Source organism: Phycisphaerae bacterium (assembly GCA_035384605.1).
Classification (GTDB): Bacteria; Planctomycetota; Phycisphaerae; order UBA1845; family PWPN01; genus JAUCQB01.
On record DAOOIV010000004.1, the window covers coordinates 1 to 21724 of the forward strand.

General features: G+C 62.2%; 16 protein-coding genes. 13 read left to right on the forward strand and 3 right to left on the reverse strand.

The window, feature by feature from the left end; genetic code table 11:
* Nucleotides 1-866: glycoside hydrolase family 130 protein (locus PLL20_01735; GenBank protein HPD28687.1), on the forward strand; the 866-nt coding region annotated here is incomplete at its 5' end.
* A gap of 144 nt (nt 867-1010) precedes the next feature.
* Nucleotides 1011-1538: a hypothetical protein gene (locus PLL20_01740; GenBank protein HPD28688.1), complete on the forward strand. Its 528-nt coding sequence runs from the start codon at nt 1011-1013 to the stop codon at nt 1536-1538.
* A gap of 262 nt (nt 1539-1800) precedes the next feature.
* On the opposite strand, the gene PLL20_01745 is transcribed toward PLL20_01740, so the two are convergent.
* Nucleotides 1801-3744, reverse strand: coding sequence for a hypothetical protein (locus PLL20_01745; protein ID HPD28689.1), 1944 nt, complete (start codon nt 3742-3744; stop codon nt 1801-1803).
* A 268-nt stretch (nt 3745-4012) separates the two neighbouring features.
* On the reverse strand, nt 4013-5221 hold the full coding sequence (locus PLL20_01750; GenBank protein ID HPD28690.1) for a metallophosphoesterase: 1209 nt from the start codon (nt 5219-5221) through the stop codon (nt 4013-4015).
* 146 nt (nt 5222-5367) lie between these two features.
* Here PLL20_01750 and PLL20_01755 point away from each other — a divergent pair, with 146 nt between their 5' ends.
* The 11 genes from PLL20_01755 (at nt 5368) to PLL20_01805 (ending at nt 20466) form a co-directional block, all read left to right on the forward strand.
* Nucleotides 5368-8193, forward strand: a complete 2826-nt coding sequence (locus tag PLL20_01755; protein ID HPD28691.1) for a glycosyl hydrolase family 28 protein — start codon at nt 5368-5370, stop codon at nt 8191-8193.
* Between the two features lie 592 nt (nt 8194-8785).
* Complete coding sequence (locus tag PLL20_01760) at nt 8786-8962, forward strand: Flp family type IVb pilin (protein HPD28692.1); 177 nt, start codon at nt 8786-8788, stop codon at nt 8960-8962.
* A 270-nt stretch (nt 8963-9232) separates the two neighbouring features.
* Nucleotides 9233-9787 carry an A24 family peptidase gene (locus PLL20_01765; GenBank protein HPD28693.1) on the forward strand — a complete coding sequence of 185 codons (555 nt, stop codon included), beginning with the start codon at nt 9233-9235 and terminating at the stop codon, nt 9785-9787.
* A gap of 12 nt (nt 9788-9799) precedes the next feature.
* Nucleotides 9800-10240 (forward strand): TadE/TadG family type IV pilus assembly protein, encoded by a 441-nt coding sequence (locus tag PLL20_01770; GenBank protein ID HPD28694.1) that lies wholly within the window; start codon nt 9800-9802, stop codon nt 10238-10240.
* A gap of 178 nt (nt 10241-10418) precedes the next feature.
* A complete protein-coding gene (gene cpaB / locus PLL20_01775; GenBank protein HPD28695.1) occupies nt 10419-11516 on the forward strand; it encodes a Flp pilus assembly protein CpaB in 1098 nt (365 codons plus the stop codon).
* A gap of 36 nt (nt 11517-11552) precedes the next feature.
* Entirely contained in the window at nt 11553-13172 is a 1620-nt protein-coding gene (locus tag PLL20_01780; protein ID HPD28696.1) for a type II and III secretion system protein family protein, read from the forward strand.
* A 123-nt stretch (nt 13173-13295) separates the two neighbouring features.
* Nucleotides 13296-15509: a TadG family pilus assembly protein gene (locus PLL20_01785; GenBank protein HPD28697.1), complete on the forward strand. Its 2214-nt coding sequence runs from the start codon at nt 13296-13298 to the stop codon at nt 15507-15509.
* A gap of 207 nt (nt 15510-15716) precedes the next feature.
* On the forward strand, nt 15717-16910 hold the full coding sequence (locus PLL20_01790) for an AAA family ATPase (protein ID HPD28698.1): 1194 nt from the start codon (nt 15717-15719) through the stop codon (nt 16908-16910).
* Between the two features lie 53 nt (nt 16911-16963).
* The gene (locus PLL20_01795) at nt 16964-18451 is read left to right on the forward strand and encodes a CpaF family protein (protein HPD28699.1); all 1488 of its coding nucleotides are present in this window, start codon (nt 16964-16966) and stop codon (nt 18449-18451) included.
* Nucleotides 18452-18515: 64 nt separating this feature from the next.
* On the forward strand, nt 18516-19499 hold the full coding sequence (locus PLL20_01800; protein ID HPD28700.1) for a type II secretion system F family protein: 984 nt from the start codon (nt 18516-18518) through the stop codon (nt 19497-19499).
* Nucleotides 19500-19503: 4 nt separating this feature from the next.
* Nucleotides 19504-20466, forward strand: a complete 963-nt coding sequence (locus tag PLL20_01805) for a type II secretion system F family protein (protein ID HPD28701.1) — start codon at nt 19504-19506, stop codon at nt 20464-20466.
* A 129-nt stretch (nt 20467-20595) separates the two neighbouring features.
* On the opposite strand, the gene dapA is transcribed toward PLL20_01805, so the two are convergent.
* Nucleotides 20596-21465 carry a 4-hydroxy-tetrahydrodipicolinate synthase gene (gene dapA, locus PLL20_01810; protein ID HPD28702.1) on the reverse strand — a complete coding sequence of 290 codons (870 nt, stop codon included), beginning with the start codon at nt 21463-21465 and terminating at the stop codon, nt 20596-20598.
* Between the last annotated feature and the right edge of the window lie 259 nt (nt 21466-21724).

The window sequence follows — 21724 nt, forward strand, 5'->3', positions numbered from 1 at the left end:
TGCTTTGCCCTGACGATCCTTCGAAGGGCCTTGAGGTGTTGCGGGTGCGGAGCGGGAGCCCGGATGTCGAGGAGATCGACTCGCGGGTATTCAAGTATCAAGGATCGACGTATCTGACGTCGATTTCGCACCTGCGTCCGGCTCGCAGCAAGGACGGTCGCAATTTCACGGTTGCGGACACTCCGGCGGTGTTTCCGGCGTGCCGGGAGGAGGAATTCGGCATCGAGGATCCGCGCATCACCCGGATCGGCGATCGCTTCTACGTCAATTACTCGGCGATCTCGCGGATGGGCATTTCGACGGGGTTGGCGGTGACACGTGACTTTGTGACCTATGAGCGGATGGGGATCATCTTTGTTCCCGACAACCGCGACGTGACGGTTTTTCCGGAGAAGATCGGCGGACTGTATGTGTGCTATCATCGGCCGGTGTCGGGCATGTTCGGCCGGGCGGACATGTGGCTGGCCACGTCGCCTGATCTGCTGCGGTGGGGGGATCACAAGTATGTGGCGGGTACGCGGCCGGGGATGTGGGATTGCCGGCGGATCGGCGGGGGGGCGGTTCCGTTCAGGACGTCCAAAGGCTGGCTGGAGATCTACCACGGGGTTGATGACGCGCAGCGGTATTGCCTTGGGGCGATGCTGGCTGATGGCGAGCGGCCTGAGCGGATCATTGCCCGGTCGCCCGCTCCTGTTTTGTCTCCGGAAGCACCTTATGAAAGGGAGGGCTTTTTCGGGAACGTCGTGTTCACCTGCGGGGCGGTTGCCGAGCCTGATGGCCGGGTGATCGTGTATTACGGGGCTGCCGATTGGTGCGTTGCCGCCGCTGAGACGACGATCGACGAACTGCTGGCGAGTGTTCGGTGAAGACTTGGCGTTGAATCGGGGATAGAATAGATTGTGGATGGGCGTGGGGGGTGTTGAGCTTGCCGAAACGACTGTCCGCGGGGTGTAGACTCCGGACAGACTCCACGACGGGTTGCGGGCGGCAGAGAAGACGGGAGGCGGGTTGTGACTATCGAACTGAGGTGCGAAAGCTGCGGCAAGATGCTGCGTGCCACGAGCGAGCGGGCCGGCACTCGGGCCAAATGTCCGGCCTGCGGGCACGAGCTGTACATTCCGATGCCGCCCGACCAGATCGAAGAGTTGCCCATGACTCCCGAGGACGCCGCTGAGCTGGAACGGGAGCAGGCTTTGGAGGAAGAACGACGGGCGCTGGATCGGGCTCTGATGCGAGAGTCGATCAGCAACGATGAGCCATCTGCGCGCCGAGGGGTTCGTCCGCCCTCGCGTGCCGGGTTCGGCGGCGGGACGGGCGGGGGCAACGCTCGCGAGGCCGTGGTGGCTTACCTGATGGCGATGCGAGATGCCAACCTTGATCTGGCGGCCCAGAAGCTCGCCGTTCTGCGGCGTCAGAAGGCCGAGGCTCTTGAGGTGGTAGACCAATTGGCGACCGATCAACTGCCGCCGCCGAGCCTGGCCAATGTTCCGCCCGGTGTTTATCAGGGCTTTCTGCGAACCCTACGGTCACAGCTTTGATTTGCCGCGAGTGAGGCGGTCGGGGACCAGGCCGGAATGAAAGACGAAAAGCCCGCGAAGCCGTGAGGCAAGGCGGGCTTTTTGATTGCATGCTTGGGCGACTGCTGGTAACCGGTGGTCTTTGCCTGTCGCCGGTTGGGAGTTCAGAGGGACCGAGGTTGGGCCGGCGTTTTGTCGGACTACCGACGGTCTGGAAAACCCGTTGTTATTGGCGCAAGGAGCTTCCGGCGCAATGCCGTCGCGCTCCGCCTTGGGTCGCGGTCTATTTCACGCCTGGGGGGGTCGGCGTTGGTTCCATCTCTTCCTCTTGTTCCTCTTCCGGCATGGTCATTCCGGGTCCGCCCATGCCACCCATGAACATCATCATCATCGGCTTGACCATCTCGGCGGTTGACTGGGCCAACTCGATCGGGACCAGCACGTTGGCCTCGACGGCGGTCGGCTCGACCTGGGTAACCATGATCGACAAAGGAGCGGCGTTGCTCATGTTCAAGGGGATGGGCATCATTTGACCGGTCTTGGCAAAGACATCCGAGATGGTCGAGAGCAACTGGTCGACGCTGAGGTACCCTTCGCCGATTCGTTTGGTGGCCGGGAGGCGATCGGCGATCATCTTGATGGCCTTGCGGTCGGCCAAGGGCGCCTGATTCTTCTGTACCATGTCAACGACCTGGGCAAACCGCTTGGCCCCGCCGCCGAAGGTAATCGCGACGTTTCTTTCGCCGACGGAGGCGATGCGGATGATGATGCCTTCCTGTCCGAGGACGTTCTTGAACTGCTCGAGCTGCTCTTCTTCGAGATCGGGGATCTTGGCGAGGTCGATCACGAAGTGATCCACGGCCGCACCGGTCAGTTTCTCGGCGTTTTCCTTGAGCTGGATCGCCTCGTCGATGGTCTTGGAGTCTTCCTCGGTCAGCGAGCCGTTGCCCAAGGCCGTCTTGACGAGAGTGTCCTTGACGGTCTTGAAGAGTTTGCGGATTTCACCCTGGGCCTGTTGGCTGTTGGCGACTTTGGCGACCAAGGTGGCGCCGATCAGGCCGTCCTGGCTCTCGCTGGGCAGGCTGGTGACGCTGACGGCGGCCTGCTCGAACGAGGTTGCGAGTTTGACGAGCGATTCCTTGATGCTCTTGATCTGCTCTTCGTCGACGTCGGTGCCGACCATCTCGGGCTTGAGGATCTGGTCCACGACCTTCTTGACATCCTCATCTCTGAGTGTGTTCATCCAGCCGCCCGCGGCGATCATGGGCTCGTCGGGGAGACCGACGAGGAGGGATCCGTCGCCGGGCTTGACGGCCGACAGGCGTTTGGCGATGTCGGAATCCGGCGTCGCCTGGTACCAGAACGTCATCTTGAGTCCGGTCTTGGAGTCCAGAGTCAAGGAGAAAGATGCTTCCTTCACCTCGTCAAGGAACTTGGTGATTTCGGCGATTGAGTCGTCGATTTCCTCGGGCTTGGCGCCGGGGGTGCCGGCCATCATCATGCCTTTGAGGGTGTTGATCGGTTCAGCACGAAGCTCCTTGGAAATGCGTCGCATGCCGGCCCACGCGAAGAGGTCGGCGTCGCCATAGGCCTTCAGCCGGTCGGGGGCCATAGCCTTGTCGATGCCTTCCTTGGCCTGAACGGCTTCCTTGAGGGCGTCCGCAGCCTCGGCCGATGCGATGACCAAGAAGCCGCTTTTCTCGGCGGCGATGGCCGGTTCGGATCCGAGGGTAAGCTGGTATGTATCGCCCTCTTTGTCAGTGCCGCCCAAGGCCTTGACTAAGGCATCAGGCTTATCAGTGGGCAGGAAAATCACCGCCCGCTTGTGTACTTCGTCGACTTTCTTGACGTCGCTGCAATCCAGGAGAGCAACGGCCGCTCCGGAGTTGAGCTCCAGCCCTTCGTCGATGCCGACCTGCTCTTTAATCATGGCGACCAGCCCGGGGAAGCCCAACTGATCCAGAGGCAGTTCGAGCTTGGCCAGAATATCGGCGACGTCGTAATCGACCTCGGCGATATTTCGGACGGCCACGAACGCGGTCGCGGAGGCGGGGATAGCCTTGAGGACCGCGGTGGGATCTTTGGGCGGGGCCGGCTTGACCGGTTTGGCGGAGGTGGCCGGTTTCTCGCCGGCCGGGGCTTGGGCGGGCAGGATCGTGCCCGGTATCGCCAGGAGGAGCGAGCACACGATGAGATTGATCATCCGCTTTGGTTGTCTGGTTTGCATGCTGTTGTTCCTTATTCGAGGGTCAGTTTCGGCACGTTCATGGCTATACCCGTTCCTGGGGTAATCGTCAAGCCAAGGCGGGCCATGGTCCTTTCCGATTAGACGCCACCCGATCGCAAAAGTTTAGCCGCTCCAAATGAAAAAAGCACTTCTCGCACAAAAGAAGCCGTGGAGGCATCGACAGGCGGTCTTTTTCTGATCTTCTTGCCTGGGCGTTGCGGAGTGATCCGAAGAATTCTTCGCACAATCCTCCCGGCAGGCGCGTTTTTCACCCTTGTTCATCAAGAGCTGTTCCCGCCGGCAAACCGCTTGGTTTGTCGGGGCCAATGAGGTTGATGAAGGAGACCGTTGGTGGGCAGAGGAAGCGGATTTGCGGGGCGGAGCCGCGTTCCATGCCGATGCCGCGGTTGACGTAGAGGGGGTGTCCGTTGATGTGGAAGAGGCCGCCGCCGGCCGCCCGGCGGGGGATGGCTGATGATCGCGCGAGAGCGCCGACCCAGGGCAAACGGACCTGGCCGCCGTGGGTATGGCCGGAGACGACGAGGTCGACATTCGATTGTGGAGAGAGGTGAAGAACGGCGTCAGGCCGGTGGCTGAGGATGATGCGGATGTCGCGGGGAGTGCCCGTCTCCTGCAAGCGTCTGATGACGTTTTCTTCCGCGCGTCCGAGGTAGGCTCCGCTCAAGCCGGCGATCAGGAGTCGCCGGTCTTTGAATTCCACGGTGATGATCTCGTTGTACAACAGGCGGACGCCGGTTCCTTCCATGGTTCGCTTGACCCAGGACAGGTAATCAAGGTTGCCGAGGACGCAATAGACGCCGGCGGGGGCCGACATCGAGGCGTGGAGCTCGCGGAACGCGGGGATCTGGCGTTCGCGCTCGGCCAGGTTGGCCTGGCAGACGTCTCCGGCCAGAAGGATGATGTCCGGCCGTCGTTCCATGAGCATCCGGACGGCGGTTCTTTCGTGGTCGGTGACCTGGGGCGTCTGGAAATCGGAGATCACGCCGATTCGGAGGGGCGCCAAGCCGTCGCGATCGTCGGGCAGAGGCAAGGTGACGGTCTCGATAATGAGCCGGTAGGGCTCGATGAAGCTGGCGTAGACCCCCACGAGCGCGGCTGACAGTCCCAGGAGGGCGACAACCACCGAAGGTCGGGTGGCCCGCAGAAAAGATCGTGGCCATGGAAAGGCGGCAATCAACAAGCCGGCGCTGAACAGCGGCACCGCAAAGACCATTTCCGTGTAGACGGCGTTCAACAGGCCGAAATGATCCCATCCGCGGCGATGAAGGAGCACCAGTTTGAGGGCGCACGCGCCGACGAGGACTGTCCCGGCAAGCAGGGTGGTTGTGATGGTGACGGCCGTTTTGCGGTTCTTGCGGCGGCGGATGCCAGCCAAGGCCAGCAGGACGACGAAGGCAATGCCGGCGTCGATTGCGGCCAGTTTCAGGCAGGTGGCCGTGGCGTAGGTAAGCGACATCTGCAAGACGATACTCGCTATGGGAGAGCTAATCCAGGCACGTTCGTCTCGTTGCGTATTCTACGCTCGCGGGGGGCTCTGGTTCTGCGACTTTCCGGATGTGGCGATGGTTGCCGCGACGCGCCGGCGGCGGTACCGTGTCCGATATGTGTTGCAGGGGGTTGCGATGCTGTATTCCGGTCGTTCTGGCGGCCTGCGGTTGTGCCGGTCATCAGGCGTCGGCTTTGCCCGCTTTTCCGGGGGCCGAGGGGTTTGGTGCGCAGACGCCCGGGGGGCGTGGCGGCCGGGTCATTGAGGTGACCACGTTGGACGACAGCGGGCCGGGATCTCTGCGGGAGGCCGTATCGGCCAAAGGCCCGCGAACGATCGTTTTTCGCCTTGGCGGGACAATCAGGCTGAAGAGCCACCTTCGCGTGACCGAGCCGTTCGTCACGATCGCCGGGCAGACCGCGCCCGGCGGCGGGATTCTGCTGCGAGATGCCGGGTTGTTCATCGAGACGCATGACGTCGTCGTGCGATTCATTCGTTCGCGCGTGGGGGCCAGCCTGGCGGAGCCGTACAACACGCAGGATGCGTTGCAGATCGGCGGAATGGACGCTCGTGACATTGTAGTCGATCATTGTTCTTTTTCATGGAGCATCGACGAATGCGTCGGGATCCGCGCGCCGGCGCATGATGTGACGTTGAGTTGGAACATTATGAGCGAGGGCTTGAGGCGGCCGTTCAGCGGGGAGCAAATCGGGGAGGATCGTTCGCACAGCATGGCCTTGATTCTCAGCGGCGGTCCCACGCGTTGCTCGCTGCATCACAACCTTCTGGCCCTGTGCAACAGCCGTAACCCGCGCATCCAGGGCGGGCGTCATGCGTTCTTCAATAACGTCGTCTATGGCTGGGGGTGGCTGACGGGTACCTTTTCTCGAAACCCCGAGGTCAACTTCATCGGCAATTACTACAAGCCCGGTCCCGGCAGCCAGGCGATCAAGGCGATCTGCGAGCGGCCCGGTGAGATGGGAAGGATCTATGTGAAGAGGAATCGCAGTCCCGACCATCCTGATGACTCGTCGGGGGAATGGGAGTCGATGGTGAATGGTTCGGCGGCGGAGCATCGGGCGTCCGAGCCGTTTGAGATGCCGCCGGTGACGACCACGTCGGCCGAGGAGGCTTATGCGGCGGTGTTGCGTTTTGCGGGAGCCGTTCTGCCGACCCGCGATCCGGTGGACGCGAGGGTTGTGCGGAACGTCCGGTTGTCTATGGGAGAGAAGATCGACCGTCCCGAGCAGGTTGGCGGCTATCCGGAGATGGCGTCGGGTACGGCGCCTCGCGATTCGGACCATGACGGGATGCCGGACGATTGGGAGACTGCGCAGGGATTTGATCCCGCCGACCGCGATGACGCAATCGGGGATGCTGACGGCGACGGGTACACCAACCTCGAGGAGTATCTTCAATTCATCGTCGAAGAGGGGTTGACGCCACGGCCGGAGGTACGAGGTGTTTCGATAGACAGGCCGGGCGGACCGTTCGTCGTGGAGTGCGAGGCGGGCCATCTGCCCGTCGTTCGCGTGGGCGGAGACGAGCGGTCATTTTACACGCACGCCTGGTTTCAGGATGAAGTCCGGCTGCAGGTCAAGCCGGGTGCCGGCGGCGAGGTCGTCTCGGCGCAACCGTCGAGGCTTCGGGACCGACTCAAGACGTCGGAGAACGGAATCGAGCTTTACGTGGCGGAGGAGGGCACGAGGATTTTCGAACAGAGCCCGGACGGGCATCGGCTCTTCGCTTTTTTTGACGCGTACCCCGGCAACGCGCCGGAGTTGGAGGGAGACAACGTGATCGACGCAGGCCGGTTCGGCGTTGTCGGCAATCGTGACAACGTGACCGGCAAGCTGCAGGCGGCGTTGGATGCGGCGTGCAAGGTGCGTGGTGGGGTTGTGTTCGTTCCGAGCGGCGACCTGGAGGTTGACACGATCCGCATTCCCAGCGGCGTGACGCTGCACCTGGCGGTGAGTTCGGTTGTGTACAGCAGCGGCCGATCGACAGATGGGGCGATGATCCTGTTTGACGGCGTCGAGGATGCGCGACTGACGGGGCCGGGAGTGATCGACGGCCGGGGGGACGAAGGGTTGCCGCCGGTGGCGGCGGTAGCCGTTCGGAATGCTCGCTCGATTGTCCTGGAAGATCTGCTCGTGCGTAACTCCTCCGGTTTGGGGATCGAGGTTTCCGATAGCCGCGACGTCAAAATCAACAGGTCGAAGATTCTGGCCGTCGGCAACCGTGAGGGCATCGGCGGTCTGGACGTGAATCGGTGTGAGTCGGTGACGTGTGAGCGGTCATTCATTTCGAGCACCGGGGCCGGCATTCGCATTCGGTCGGCCGGTGTGGGTGGGGCCGTCGGTCACACTCGAGGAATACGGGTCCGAGAAGCGACGGTGCTTTCGGCAGGGCCGGGCATCAGCGTAGGTCCGGAAAGCGATCAGGTCGTTGGCGACGTTGTTGTCCGGGACAGCGACCTGTTCTGCAGCGGAGAAGGCATATCGGTGGTGGCCGCGGACGGTGCGGGGGGGATCGAGACGGCGGTGTTCAAGGATCTGACGTTGGATGTGCGGCCGCTTGCGGGCGCCCCTGAGAGCGGACGTCCGTTTCTGATCCTGAATCGGTCGGAAGGTCCGATGAGGAATATTCTTTTCGAGCGTATCCGGGCGGGTGCCTGGGCCACGTCACGGATTGAGGGTTTGGGTTCCCGGCCAATAGAGGACGTGAAGTTCTGGGGCGTCGAGGTGACCGCGAAAGATATCGCTCGTTCGGAGCCACAGCCGCTCTTTCATGTTCGACACGCGCGTTGTCCGCAGTTCCGCTTACTATATGTATCCTGGCCGGCGGGCGGGTCGGCGGGCTGGAGCGGCGTCTTCCGGTTCGATGATGTCTCGGACGCCGTGGCTCCGCCGGCAGAGCTATTCGAGAGCACTCTTCGCTGACGGCCGAATGCATCGTCGCATTATCCGGTCCGTAGGCGATATCCCTTCTGATGCAACCGGGTTTGCGCGACGATGATGTTTATCGTGCTTGCCTGCCAGGTAAGAAGTTCCGAGTCGTCAGAAGCGTGATAATGGTGGCGGACGTTCGGTTGAATCTCGGACGCATGTGAAGATGGCGAATTTCTTTTCCGGCCGGGCCCATAAGACGGGCATTCGCAGCTTGTGGTCGGCACTTCCGATATGTGTATGCCAATCTGGTGAGGTTTTTTTGCGGCGTGCGTTTGCGTGCGGTTTTTTTGTTTCTTATGTTTCATGAGCCGTTCGACGATCACGAGTGCGGGAAGCCGAGAGGGGTTCTCGCATGGAAGGCGGGAACAAGCAAGACCTGCCGGTCCTCGCAACGGAGCGGCCCGCACGAGGTGAGATGAGAAGGCGGGCCGGAACAGGAAACGATTGGAGCGTGTCACCGGCAGGAGGATGCGCCGGTTTTCAGTCGGCGAAATCCGACGTGTGATGGGGAAATAGGCTTTGCCGGCGGAGGGAAAGATGCCGGCGGGCGATGCTTTCCGTAGGGGTAAGCAAAGGAGACGTCATGAAGAACCTGATCAATAGAGCCAAGGCGTTCATTAAGAACGAGGACGGCCCGACCGCGACGGAGTACGCGGTCATGCTGGCCCTGATCATTATTGCCGCTCTGACGGCGATTACCGCCCTGGGCGGCCGGGTCACGGAGATCTTCACTGAGGTCACCGAGGGTATCGGCGGGTAATGCATGATGCTGGACCGCCGTGACAACCGCGGCGGCCGCCCGCGTCCCGGTTTCGCGCGGTTGGTTCGAGGCCTCAGTCTCCCGCCGCGAACAGGAAGAGCCGGGACGACGTCAGGATGACGCGAGACACTGATGTGGGCGTCCGTCCAGGGTGGGTCGGACGCCCACACCTGCTTGAGGGGACAGGCGGTGAGGGTTGCGACAGTGGAGGGTGCTGACGGCCTCGCCGGGTGAAAGGCCGGCGCCGAAGGGCAACGGAGCGAAGAAAAGATGTGTTATGAGTACTGGCTGACGGCGTGTGCGATCATGGTCCCGGGGATCTTGTGGGCCTCATGGATCGATTACAAGGAGCGCCGGGTGCCCAACTGGCTTAATGCGGCCATCGCCTGTGCGGGTTTTGCCGCCCAGGGCTGGTTTTTCGGGTGGCAGGGCCTGGGGTGGGGCGTGCTGGGGTTGGCGGTCGGTTTCAGTGTGCTCATTCTGCCGTGGTTGATGCACGGCATGGGGGCGGGTGACGTCAAACTGATGATGGCCATCGGCGTGTGGCTCGGCCCGGCGCTGACCTTATGGTCGTTCCTGGTCGGAGCCCTGGCCGGCGGCGTCATCGCCGTGATCATGATCGTGAGCAGCGGGCGGCTGTGGAACGCCTGGGCGAACATTGCCACGATCATGCACAAGCTGTCCAACCGCTCAACCATTTTCAGTGAATTCGGTTCCGCCAGGAGTTTCGGGGAGACATCGCAGCTCTTGCCGTACGGTGTGCCGCTGACCATCGGCACGTTGGGCGTTTTCTTCGCTCAACTGGCATTGATGAACGCGGCGTAGGAGGGCGAAGTGATGACACGCACGCACAAGGGCCATAGGAGCCGGACGTTGAGCCGGCGGTTTCGCCGGGGAGCGGCGGTCGTCGAGATGGCGGTGGTTGCGCCTCTGTTGTTGACGCTGGTTTTCGGCGTGATGGAGTTCGGATGGAGTTTCATGGTGCACGAAACGATCACGAACACCGCTCGCGAGTGCTGTCGCCTGGCGACGTTGCAGGGCAGCACGGACGCCGAGGTCTACGCCCGTTTCATCGAGGCGATGTCGGGCACGGGCGTCAATGTCACCACGGATATGATCACGATCAATCGGTCGCCAGACGTGGACAACCCGGTCGTGACCATCAGCATTGCGGTGCCGTATTCGGAGGTTTCGATCACGGGCTTGGCGTCTTTTTTGGGTATCTCGACGCAGAATCTGAGATCGACCTGCTCGATGCGGTCTGAAGGCACGTTCTAGCGTCGCGCGGTCCAGCGGAGCTGTCCGAAGACCGGGCGGCTACGGGGGGTGCGCAGGAGTTAAGGCCTCAAGGGTCAGGGGGACACGACATGGCGTCGTTCCCTCACGAGCATATGTGGCAAGGCCGGCGGCAAGGACCGGCCGGTTCCGCTCGCTCGTGCTGCGGAAGGAGCATCAGATGATGAAGAGTCGCGCAGTTATCCCACTGGTCGTGGGACTGGCGGTAGGCGGCATTGCGATAAAGATCTTCTTCAACGTTCTGAAGAAGGCGAAGGGATCGAGTGTGTCCGACACGGTTCAGGTCGTACGTGCGGCGGCGGACATCGCCTCGACGGTCGAGATCAGTGAGTCGATGGTCGGACTCGTGGCCGTGCCCAAGCCGCTGTTGCCGGAGGGCTGTTTCACCGATCCCAAGCAGGTCGTCGGCCGCGTGAGCAGCCAGACGATTCCCAAGGGCATGCCGATAACTGCCAGTCTGTTGGCCCCGGAGGGCACTCCGCCCGGCATGGTGGCCAAGATCCAGGACGGATATCGGGCGGTCGCAATCCAAGTGGATGAAGTTGCGGGCGTCGGCGGGTTCGTCAAGCCCGGGGCTCGCGTGGACGTGGTCATGGTCGTCGCCGGCCAAGGCAGGAACTCAAACATCAGCAGGGTGATCCTGCAGAACGTTGAGGTACTTGCGGTGGGGCAGAAGACCGAGGTCGGGGCCGAGGGCGCCGCGGTGACGCGGTCGGTCACCGTTCTGGTTAAGCCTGAGGAGGCCTCGAAGCTTCATCTGGCTTCGATGAAAGGGAAACTGCGGTTGGCGATGCGGAGCCAGGAAGACCGGCGCGAGCCGAAACCGGTGACATTGACGGACCAGGACTTGTTAACGGACGGTCCTCCGCGGAACGCGAAGCGGAATGAGGATTCACTACTTGCACGGCTGTTCGGCAATTTGCCCAAGACGTCCAAGTCTCCGGACGATGTAAGAACCGGGTTCAAGGCTTTGCCGGCTCCCGAGAACAAGGAATGGACGGTCGAGGTATTATCGGGCACTGAGACATTCAAGGTGAAGTTTGATTCCGAGGGGAAAAGCAACCATCCGGTGTCCACGGGGAGACGCAAGCCGAACAAGGATCTGAGTCACTCACCTTCGGCGGACGTGGCCGCCGAGCGGGTCGATGAACAGCCTGACGCGGTCGAGTCCGGGCCGGTACCGGAATCCGCGGCCGGCGGTCAAGGGGCCGACGTCGAGGGGCACGCGAGCGTGTTCGACAAGCCGAGCAACGAATGATCTGGACACGAAAAAGGGGACACGAGGATGATCCGGATGAATGGTCGATTCAAAGACATCTTGACGTGTGACCAACCGCGCCCCTGGCTGGCGGTATGCGCGGCGGCCGTCCTGTTGTGCTCGACGGCGGGCGGCCAGAGCACCGGGACCACCGACGCCCTGATCGTCGGCCAATCGGCCGTCGAGAAGGCGTCGCCGCTGGTGTTGAGCAACGGCCAGGGTCGCGTGCAGGCGACGGTGCACCGCGACGACCTTGCCGAGGAGCGCGTGACCGTCACGGTGGGCAGCAGCACCGTCGTGGACATCAACGTACCGGTGAAGCGGGTCGAGGTTGCCAGTCCGGAGATTGCCGGCGTGACCGTGTTGTCGCCGAAGCAGATTCTGGTGTCGGCGTACAAGGTAGGCATCACGCAGATCATCTTGTGGAGCGAAAGCGAAGATCGGCTGCTGTTTGCGGTCGAGGTCGAGCCGAACATCGCCCAGATCAGGGAGGCAATCGCCAAGCTGGTGCCGGATGCCAAGGTGGAGCTGCGCGTGGTGAACGGCTCGGTGGTGGTGAGCGGGCGCGTGTCCAACGTGGACGATGCCGCGAGAATCACGGACTTGTGCAGGATTTCGGGGGCCAAGGTACAAAACCAGATGATCGTCGCCGGCGAGCAGCAAGTGCTGCTTCGTTGCACGGTGGCGGAAGTCAGCAAGACGGCCATCCGGGAACTGGGCATCGATGCGTGGGCGTCTTTCGAGGCCAACCCGGCGCAGACCGTGCGGGAGATGATCGGGCTGACCGATCCGTCGGCGCTGCTGCCGTCGCGGAATTATGTGACCGGCACGTCGAACTTTTTCGGGAATCGTTTCCTCTTCGGTTCGACGGAGCAGGGCGCGGGCTTTGCGATCAGTTCAAAGAGTCTGCAGATGGAGATGTTCGTACGGGCGCTGAAGAGGAACGGGCTGATGCGCATTCTGGCCGAGCCGAACCTCGTGGCTCTGACCGGTCAGAAGGCCGAGTTTCTGGCCGGCGGGCAGTTTCCGGTTCCGGTACCGCAGCGCGACAACGTGACCATCGAATGGAAGGACTACGGGATCAAGCTGGCGTTTGTTCCGACGGTGATCGGCCAACAGATGATTCGCCTGTCGGTGGCGCCGGAGGTGAGCGAGCTCGACTACACCAACGCGGTGACGCTGGAATCATACGTCGTTCCCGGCGTCTCGCAGCGGCGGACGATGACGACCATCGAATTGGCCAGCGGAAGCACGATCGCGATCGCGGGCCTGCTTCGCGAGCAGATTCGAGGAGAGGTCAACAAGTTCCCGGCACTGGGGGAATTGCCGGTGCTGGGGGCGCTGTTTCGCTCGGTTAATTATCAGCGCGATCTGACGGAGCTGATCATTCTGGTGACGCCGGAGCTGGTGAGCGGGATGATGCCCGACCAGGTGCCGGGCGTGCCGGGCAAGGACGTGCAGGACGTCAGCGATTGGAACCTGTTTGGACTGGGACTTTTGGAAGGCAAGCCGATGCCGCAGGACAAGGAAAGAGAAGGGGCGCTGCTGACCGAGCAGGCGCCTCACGTCCGCAAATTTGCCAGTCCGCCGGACCAGATGTCGATCCACGGCCCGTGGGGGGCGGCGGATCCGTCTGAGGCGGTTGTCAACAGATAGAGTGTCACGGGGGTTCACGGAGGAGCATCCGTGTGGGAAACGAGGGAAGGAGCAAGGTCTGGCCAACGGCGCCTGAGCGATGGAAGGCCAGCCTGCCGGGGGGCACGGGATTAGGAGGGTGAAATGTGTGGCTCAAAGAGACTAGACGGGGCCATGCGCCGGCGTCGCCATCTTCGGCGGGGGCGGCGGGGCGCGGTAGCTGCACAAGTGGCCGTATGCCTTGTGGTCCTGCTCGGATTCACCGCTCTGACTGTAGACGTCGGGTATCTGTACAACGCGAGGGCTGAGCTCCAGCGTACGGCCGACGCGGCGGCACTCGCCGCGGTGCAGGAACTGGGCGGCGGCAAGAGCGATGTGCTGGCGATGCAGAGCGCCCGGCAGACGGCGGCGAACTATGCCGCAGCCAACACCGTGCTGGGACAGGCGTTGGTATTGGAAGAGTCGGACGTGGTTTTCGGGCGAGCGTACCTTGAAGAGGCCGGAGCGAAATACACATTCGAGCCCGGGGGGACACCCGCGAATGCCGTTCGGGTTCGCGCCCGGCGTACGGCGGACTCGCCCAACGGCGGGGTTCCGCTGTTCTTCGCCCGTATTCTGGGCATATCTCAAAGCGACGTGAGCGCCCAGGCTACGGCGGCCCTGACGCCGCGCGACGTTGCCGTGGTGCTGGACCTGTCAGCTTCGCACAACGACGACAGTTCGCTTCGCGCGGTGAAGAAAACAGAGATCCACAACTATGAGGTATGGAGCGGGCTGAAGGATAACAACCATGCTTTGGCGCCCAAGACCGACTCACTGGGGTTTACCTCGGTTGTCGAGGTTACCGACAACGGTGACGGGACGTCCACGGTGACCGTTCACCTGACCAGCGACGGCCTGGAAGAGACGGCGGCGTTGAGTCACGTCACTTTCGGTTTGCCGGAAGATGCGTGGTCGATGGCACAAAGCACCGCAACCAGCGGCGGAGGCTACCCGGTATCGACGGGCGTCGATCCGACCACGGGTGTTGCGGGCCTGAAGTTTGACGAGACCTCGCTCGGCGAGGACGGGGCCGTCGAGACGGAGGACTTCTCCTTCAAGGTTCCCAATGACTGCTTGAAATACCTGATGGTCGTGGGGACCAAGGCCGGTGGCGAGGCCGACACGTCGGCCAAGTATAACCTTTCCCCGGGACCGCTCCTGGGCAACATGAACACCTGGGGAGACGCCACGGCGGGTCCGAGCTGGAACCCTGCGTCCGACGCCGGCTTGGTGAAGCTGCAAAAGGGCGCGAACTGGAGCCTGAGCAGTGCATTCGTCAGCCAGACGCTGAAGATGCGCGGTTACGGGCAGTATAACGCCGCGGAGATGTCGGTGATCAACAGCTCGTCGGGTGACAGCACCACGGCCGCATACAAACGGCGTGTTCGGGTCGCTTTGGGACTTGACCGCTGGAAGAGCGGCAAGCCGGGCGGCCAGCCGGGCGGCAACGGGGACAACGTCATCGACGCCGGTGAAGTCGTTCCCATGGTTGCCTATCCGAGCCAGAACGTGAACCCGGACAGCTACAGCAAGAAGGTAGGCGGCACGTGGGACAGCTATATTGACTACGTGATCAGCAGCAGTTCGGGGATGTGCGTTTATGACCCGGCGAAGGAGTATTACGGTGATCCCAACCTGCGGTACAGTTTCGGGTTGAAGACCTGGGTCGACTATCTGCAGGAATGCCAGGTTGGCGAAGCGGCGTCGCCCGGCATGGCGGGTGTTCCGACGCAACCGATGGGGGCCGTGGCAGACGCGGTGAAGGAGTGCGTCAACATCATCGCAGGCCTTGAGGGTGACGATCTGGTCGGCATGGCCAGTTACGGTACCGTCAGCTACGGGCCGGCGGACAAGCCGAACAACATGTCCTGGCTGGTGGATGATTTCCCGAGCTTGCTGGCCAAGGTGGATACTCTGCAGGCCGGTATGTGGACCAGCTACACCAACATTGCCCAAGGCATTGATGAGGGTGTTGAGGTGCTGTTCAACAGCCCCAACGGTCGAAGAAACGCCGCCAAGATCATGTTGCTGTTGACTGATGGTGTTGCCAACCAGACGCGCAACCCGGTGTCCTATAACACTTACCAGGCTCGTGAGGACACCAAGGCGGCAGCTCGTGATGCCCGGGATCGCGGCGTCCGCATCTACACGGTGAGTGTGGGTGTTTCGGCGGACAAGGATCTGATGGCGGAAGTCGCCTCGATCGGCGGCGGGTCGTGGTTCCATGCGGAGGGCGATATCGAGTCCTATAAGGACCAATTGAAGGCCATCTTCCGCGAATTGGGCGGCAAGCGGCCTGGAGTGTTGATCGATTGACGTGTCTGCTCCGCGCCCGGTGCCGAAGGCGGCACCGGGCGCATGAGGGTTTTGTCAGATGGCAGGCAGGGGGATGCGCAGTCGGGACGGACAGGGTCTTTGGCAAGAACCAACCGGGGCGCCGGGCGACGGCGCCGCCGGTTGGTTTGATGCTTGGATTTGGTCTTATCAGACGGCGTATCGGCTGGCCCCCGGCTCGAGGGAGCAATGAGGCAGTCTGTACGCGTTATTGTGTTCAACGCCGATGAGGAGTACTCGGCCGCGCTTCGGGCCGACCTTCTGAGCATTCCGGGCGTTCAGATCGTCGCCGAGGTGGATGAGGCGACGCTGATTGAGCAGGCCGTGACCCATTTTCCGGCCGAAGTGGTGGTGATCCATCTCGACCCGATGCCCGAGGCGCTGCTGCCCGTCGCCAGCAGCGTTGCAAGCAACCATCCTGAGATCGCGGTGTTTGTCGTCACCTCGAGCACGGACGGGCAATATGTACTGGCGGCCATGAGGGCGGGGGTGAAGGAGTTCATCACCAAGCCCGTGGATCGTCAACTGGTGGCGACGGCGCTGGACAAGGTCCTCGCCCAGAACGAGTCCGCCCATGAGCGCGGCGTGCTGATCTCGGTGATGGGGACGATCGGCGGCTCGGGGGCCTCGACCGTGGCGACGAACCTGGCCGTCGAACTGGCGGAGTTCGCCAAGAAGAAGCCTGTGGCCATCGTGGACCTGGACTTCCGGTTCGGGCAGCTCAGCACCATGCTCGATCTGCAGCCTGACTACACGATTGCCGACCTATGCGACACGCCGGAAAAGATCGACGCGGGGGTGATCGAAAAGGCGATGGTCAGGCACAATACCGGCATTCACGTACTAGCCCGGCCGAATCACTTCAGCGAGGCCGACCAGATCACCGCCGCGCACTGTGTGGCGGTGCTCAGCTCGCTGCAGCAGATGTATGAATACGTGGTCGTCGACGGGCCCAGTCGGTACGACCCGGGCGGCCTGGCCGTGCTGGACATGGCGGACATGAACCTGCTCATCATGCAGCTTCTGGTGACCAGCGTGCGAAACGTTCACCGGATGCTCGATGAGCTTCGCGCGGGAGGCTACAACATGGACCGGTTCCACCTGATCTGCAATCGGGTGGAGCGTGATTCGAACAATCTCGAGATCAGCCACGTGGAGGAAACGCTGAAGAAGGACGTGGCCCACCAGTTGCCCGACGACTGGAAGACCGTGAGCACCGCCATCAATATGGGGGTGTCTCTCAAGGAGTACTCCGCAAAGTCGAGGATTCGGCTGGCCCTTCGTGAGCTTGCTCGCCGGATTGCCCAGCCGGAGAACGCGGACGAGGCTCATGAAAACGGCGGCAAGGGCGGCCTGTTCAGCCGGCTGCTGAACGCGGTGTGACCGGAGCGTTCGCCGTTGTGATGGAAGGCAAACTACGGACACGGGGATGAGACATGTTTGGTAAAGTCAGGACACCTGCCACACCCAAGATCCCGCCCAGAACCGAGAAGCCGGAGGGCGGAAAAACGATTCTCGGGCCGCGGCCGCCCTTGTCGGGGACGCAGCCGGGCGGCGGCGTCGCCGTGGAGGACGAGCCCAAACCCGCGCCTGCGGTGCAGCCTGACAAGGCCAAGGTTCGCCAGGCCGACGATGACAAGCTGGAGAAGTACTACGCCCTCAAGACGCGAATCCACCGCAAACTGGTCGAGCAGCTCGATCTCAACGCCATTGACAATGATGACCCGACCATCCGCGATCAGGTCGGGGAGGTCATTCTCTCGTTGTGCGAGAAGGAAAACGTTCTGCTCAACCACAACGAGCGGCAGCAACTGGTCAAAGAGATTCTTGATGAGACGTTCGGCCTGGGTCCGCTGGAGGTGCTGCTCAAGGATTCGAGCATCAGCGACATTCTGATCAACGGCCCGCGGCAGATTTACGTTGAGCGCAAGGGCGCGCTGGAGCTGACCGACGTTCAGTTTCGCGACAACGAGCATTTGCTGCACATTATCGACAAGATCGTCAGCGCGGTGGGGCGGCGATGCGACGAGGTGTGCCCGATGGTGGACGCCCGGTTGAAGGACGGATCGCGTGTCAACGCGATCATTCCGCCGCTGGCGCTTGACGGTCCGAGCGTATCGATCCGGCGGTTCGGAAACGACCCGATCACCTGGGACGACTACATCCGGTTCAAGTCGTGCGCGCCTGAGATGGTGGAGTTCCTCAAGGCTTGCGTGATCGCCCATTTGAACATCGTCATCATCGGCGGTACGGGCTCGGGAAAGACGACGCTGCTGAATAACATGTCGTCGTTCATTCCGCCGACGGACCGTATTGTAACGATCGAGGATGCGGCGGAACTGCGGTTGCGGCAGCCGCACGTGGTTCGGCTGGAGACCCGGCCGGCGAACATCGAGGGCAAGGGTCGGATCTCGATTCGCGACTTGCTGATCAACGCCTTGCGTATGCGGCCCGACCGGATCGTCGTGGGCGAGTGCCGCGGTGCGGAAACACTGGACATGTTGCAGGCGATGAACACCGGTCACGACGGGTCGCTGACCACTTTGCACGCCAACAGCACGCGCGACACGATGCAACGCGTGGAGACCATGGTCATGATGGCGGGTTTCGACCTGCCGGTGCGGGCGATTCGGCAGCAATTCGCGTCGGCGGTGGACCTGATCGTGCAGGCGCAGCGGTTGACCGGCGGTCCGAGGAAGATCGTGAGCGTCACGGAAGTCGTGGGCATGGAAGGCGACGTGGTGACCATGCAGGACATTTTTCAGTTCCAGCAGCTTGGCATCGATGAGCAGGGCAAGGCATACGGCCAGATCGTCTCGACAGGCATCCGGCCGAGTTTTCTGGACCGGCTCAAGTACGCCGGATGTGACGTGAGCCCGTCGCTGTTTGAGCGGCAGGTGTTGGTGAAGGATAAGGATGAATAAAGCTGATGGAGAGAAAGCCGCTTTGCCGGGCGGCGCGATCCGAGAGAACGGAACGGGGTGACCAGTGGAATCGTTGTCAGCTTTGTTGTTCTTGATTATGCCGCTTGCCGGAGCCACGCTTCTGGCATACGGCATCTTTCAGGTCGTGATGGACCTCCGGGGCGGGGAGCAGCGGAAAATGCTCGATCGCCTGAGCGGTGCGAAGTCCGTCGACCGCGAGCTGAAGGTGCGGGAATCGCTGCTTCGCAAGACCGCCGCCGAGACTCAGGGGAACTTCCTCGAGTCGCTGGTCGCAAAACTCCATCTGGTAAAGAAGCTGCAATCCGTTCTTGACCAGGCAGACCTTGGCTGGTCGGCATCGAAGGTGCTGGTGAATCTCGCGGGTGCCGCACTGGCCGTGGTGCTGGTCATGGTTCTGCTTCAGATCAGTCCGCTGGTGATCCTTCTGGTCAGCGTCGCCATCTTCGGACTTCCCATTCTGTACATGATCTGGCAGCGCAAGCGGCGCATCAGAAAACTGGTCGAGCAACTGCCCGAGGTGTTCGATCTCATGTGTCAGGCCCTGAAGGCCGGTCATTCGCTCGCCAGTGCGATCCAGTTGATCAGCCAGCAGATGCCTGATCCGGTCGCCGGCGAGTTTGCCCGCGTATTCCAGGAACAGAACCTCGGTCTGACCGTTGAAGACGCCCTGTTGAACATGACGAAGCGCGTGGACCAGATGGACGTGCGGTTTTTCGTGACCGCGGTGCTGATCCAGCGTCAGACGGGCGGCGACCTGGCGGAAGTACTGGAGAAGATCGGCAAGGTGATCCGTGACCGCATCCAGTTGTTCGGCGTCGTCAGGGCCCTGACCGCCGAGGGCCGGTTGTCGGGTTGGGTCCTGCTGCTGCTGCCGGTTCTGGTGTTCTTCGGGATGATGGTGGTCAATCCGGGGTACGCCGCGGAACTGACGGACACGGATTCGGGCCGGAAGATGCTCGGAATCGCCATCGGAATGGACCTCATGGGCATGGCGATGATCAAGAAGATAGTGAACATCAAGGTGTGACACCATGAGCGAAATGGTACTGTTCGGCATACTGATTGTGGCGAGCGTCGGGCTCATTGTGTATTCGCTGTGGCCCGCCAAGAAGGCGGAGAGCGATCACATCCGGCGTCGCATGGCCGGTCGACGCCTGGACAAGGCCGAGGCCTTGCTCACCGTGGCGCCCAAGCGGGAACGGTCGGCCGCGAAGGAAATGATCGAGAAGGTTGCTCCGATTGCGATGCGACCGGTGATGCCGGCCAGCGAAGAGGAAATGAACAAGCTGCGGAGCAGGCTGTCTCAGGCCGGATATCGCAGCGAGGCGGCCCTGCGATATTTCCTGGCCAGCAAGACGATCATGGGGGGCGGCGTTCTGCTGGTGGCCCTGCTGTTTGCCATGGGAATGGGGCTTGAGACCAGGCAGATTTTCGGCATAGCGGCTTTCGCCGGCGGCATCGGCTTCATGTTGCCGAACTTCTGGCTCTCACTCGCGCAGAGCTCGCGTCAGGAGAGAATCCGCAACGGTCTTCCCGACGTGCTCGATCTGATGGTCGTTTCGGTGGAGTCCGGTCTGGGTCTGGATGCAGCGATCATGAAGGTCGGCGAGGACATGCACAACGTGCATCCGGAGCTGGCCGAGGAAATGATGATCGCCGTGGCGGAAGGCCAGATGGGCCTGCCTCGTATGGAAGCCCTTGAGAAAATGGCCGCGCGATGCGGCGTGGACGAAGTTCGCGCCCTTGTTTCAACGGTTGCCCAGGCCGAGAAGTTTGGCACAAGCATCGCCAAGGCACTTCGGACGCAAGCCGACTCGTTGCGGGTCAAACGACGACTTCGGGCCGAGGAGCGGGCCCAGAAGACCACGGTCAAGCTGATGGCCCCGCTGATTCTGTTCATCTTCCCGTCGATCTTTGTGGTTCTGGCCGGGCCGGCCGCCATGAAGCTGGTCGCGGCATTCAGCAGGGGAGGCATCTCTGGGGCGCCGCACTAATTGAGACGGCGGCCTGCTCTTGGGACCGATGGTGATTCAAGAAGACGAGCGGGCGGTCCGTTTTTCAGACCGCCCGCGTTTTTTCTGTCGCCAGGGGGCCAAACCCGACCAGCCGGGCCGCGTCGGATCTCAAAGACCGTATTCCTTCATGACTGCCAGGAGGCGCTCACGGTTCGCCGGGCTCATGGGGCAGAGCGGCAGACGGAACTCCTCCGTCAGCATGCCCTTGATGGCCATGGCGGTCTTGATCGGGATGGGGTTGACCTCAAGCGTCAGCAGGCCCTTGGCCAGCTTGAACATCTTGAGATGCCATTTGCGGGCGGTTTCCCAGTCGCCGCGCAGGGCGGCATCGGTGAGGGCCTTCACGTCTTTGGGGACGATGTTGGCCAGCACGCTGATCACGCCCACGCCGCCGATGGACATGAGCGGCAGGGTCATGGAGTCATCGCCGCTGATGATGTCGATATCGGACCTGACGCGGAGTTCGCTGGCGCCGTCCATTGAACCGGTGGCATGTTTGACGGCCACGATATTCTTGTGGGTCTCTCGCAGCCGGACGATGGTATCGACGCTCAGCTCCGTTCCGCATCGGCCGGGGATGTTGTAGAGCACTTGCGGGAAATCCGCCGCCTTGGCCAAGGTACTGAAATGCTGAAACAAGCCTTCCTGGGTGGGACGGTTGTAGTAGGGCACCACCAGGAGGGCCCCGTCGGCCCCGTTCTTAAGGGCGTTTCGGGTCATAACCAAGGCCTCGGCGGTGCTGTTGGAGCCCGTGCCGGCCAGGACGGCGACACGACCCTTGGCCCGACGAACGACGGCCGCGATCACCGCGTCATTCTCCTCGTGGGTCAGGGTCGGGCTTTCACCGGTCGTGCCACACGGAACCAGTACCTCCGTGCCGCTGTCGAGATGAAAATCGACGAGTGCGTCCAGCGTTTTCCAATCGACCTCGCCGTTGGCGTAGGGGGTGACCAATGCCACCATGCTGCCTTTGAACATGCTTTGACTCCGTTGCAGTGGAATCCTTCCCGCCGGCCTGCGGTCAAGCGCCGAGGGCCGGACGGGAGCTCCCATCGTCAAAAACAGGGCGGTATTGTAAGCCTCTGCCCGGTTTTGCCAAGTCCGGGCACCCCGCAGCGGCAAGGAGGCGATCAGGTGGTTGACTGGCGGGTGCAACCGTGCAGGATATGCGGTCGTGAAGCGAATCCGAGTCTGCCCGGTCAAGCGGTCGCCGGGCGTTTTGGGGCCGTTGTATGAG

Excerpts from the sequence above, each read along its gene's own strand:
- PLL20_01755 (HPD28691.1), top strand. The coding sequence starts at position 5,368 with ATGTGTTGCAGGGGGTTGCGATGCTGTATTCCGGTCGTTCTGGCGGCC.
- cpaB (HPD28695.1), top strand. The coding sequence starts at position 10,419 with ATGATGAAGAGTCGCGCAGTTATCCCACTGGTCGTGGGACTGGCGGTA.
- PLL20_01790 (HPD28698.1), top strand. The coding sequence starts at position 15,717 with ATGAGGCAGTCTGTACGCGTTATTGTGTTCAACGCCGATGAGGAGTAC.
- PLL20_01785 (HPD28697.1), top strand. The coding sequence starts at position 13,296 with ATGTGTGGCTCAAAGAGACTAGACGGGGCCATGCGCCGGCGTCGCCAT.
- PLL20_01750 (HPD28690.1), bottom strand. The coding sequence starts at position 5,221 with ATGTCGCTTACCTACGCCACGGCCACCTGCCTGAAACTGGCCGCAATC.
- PLL20_01805 (HPD28701.1), top strand. The coding sequence starts at position 19,504 with ATGAGCGAAATGGTACTGTTCGGCATACTGATTGTGGCGAGCGTCGGG.
- PLL20_01770 (HPD28694.1), top strand. The coding sequence starts at position 9,800 with ATGACACGCACGCACAAGGGCCATAGGAGCCGGACGTTGAGCCGGCGG.
- PLL20_01765 (HPD28693.1), top strand. The coding sequence starts at position 9,233 with ATGTGTTATGAGTACTGGCTGACGGCGTGTGCGATCATGGTCCCGGGG.
- PLL20_01745 (HPD28689.1), bottom strand. The coding sequence starts at position 3,744 with ATGCAAACCAGACAACCAAAGCGGATGATCAATCTCATCGTGTGCTCG.
- PLL20_01760 (HPD28692.1), top strand. The coding sequence starts at position 8,786 with ATGAAGAACCTGATCAATAGAGCCAAGGCGTTCATTAAGAACGAGGAC.
- dapA (HPD28702.1), bottom strand. The coding sequence starts at position 21,465 with ATGTTCAAAGGCAGCATGGTGGCATTGGTCACCCCCTACGCCAACGGC.
- PLL20_01795 (HPD28699.1), top strand. The coding sequence starts at position 16,964 with ATGTTTGGTAAAGTCAGGACACCTGCCACACCCAAGATCCCGCCCAGA.
- PLL20_01780 (HPD28696.1), top strand. The coding sequence starts at position 11,553 with ATGAATGGTCGATTCAAAGACATCTTGACGTGTGACCAACCGCGCCCC.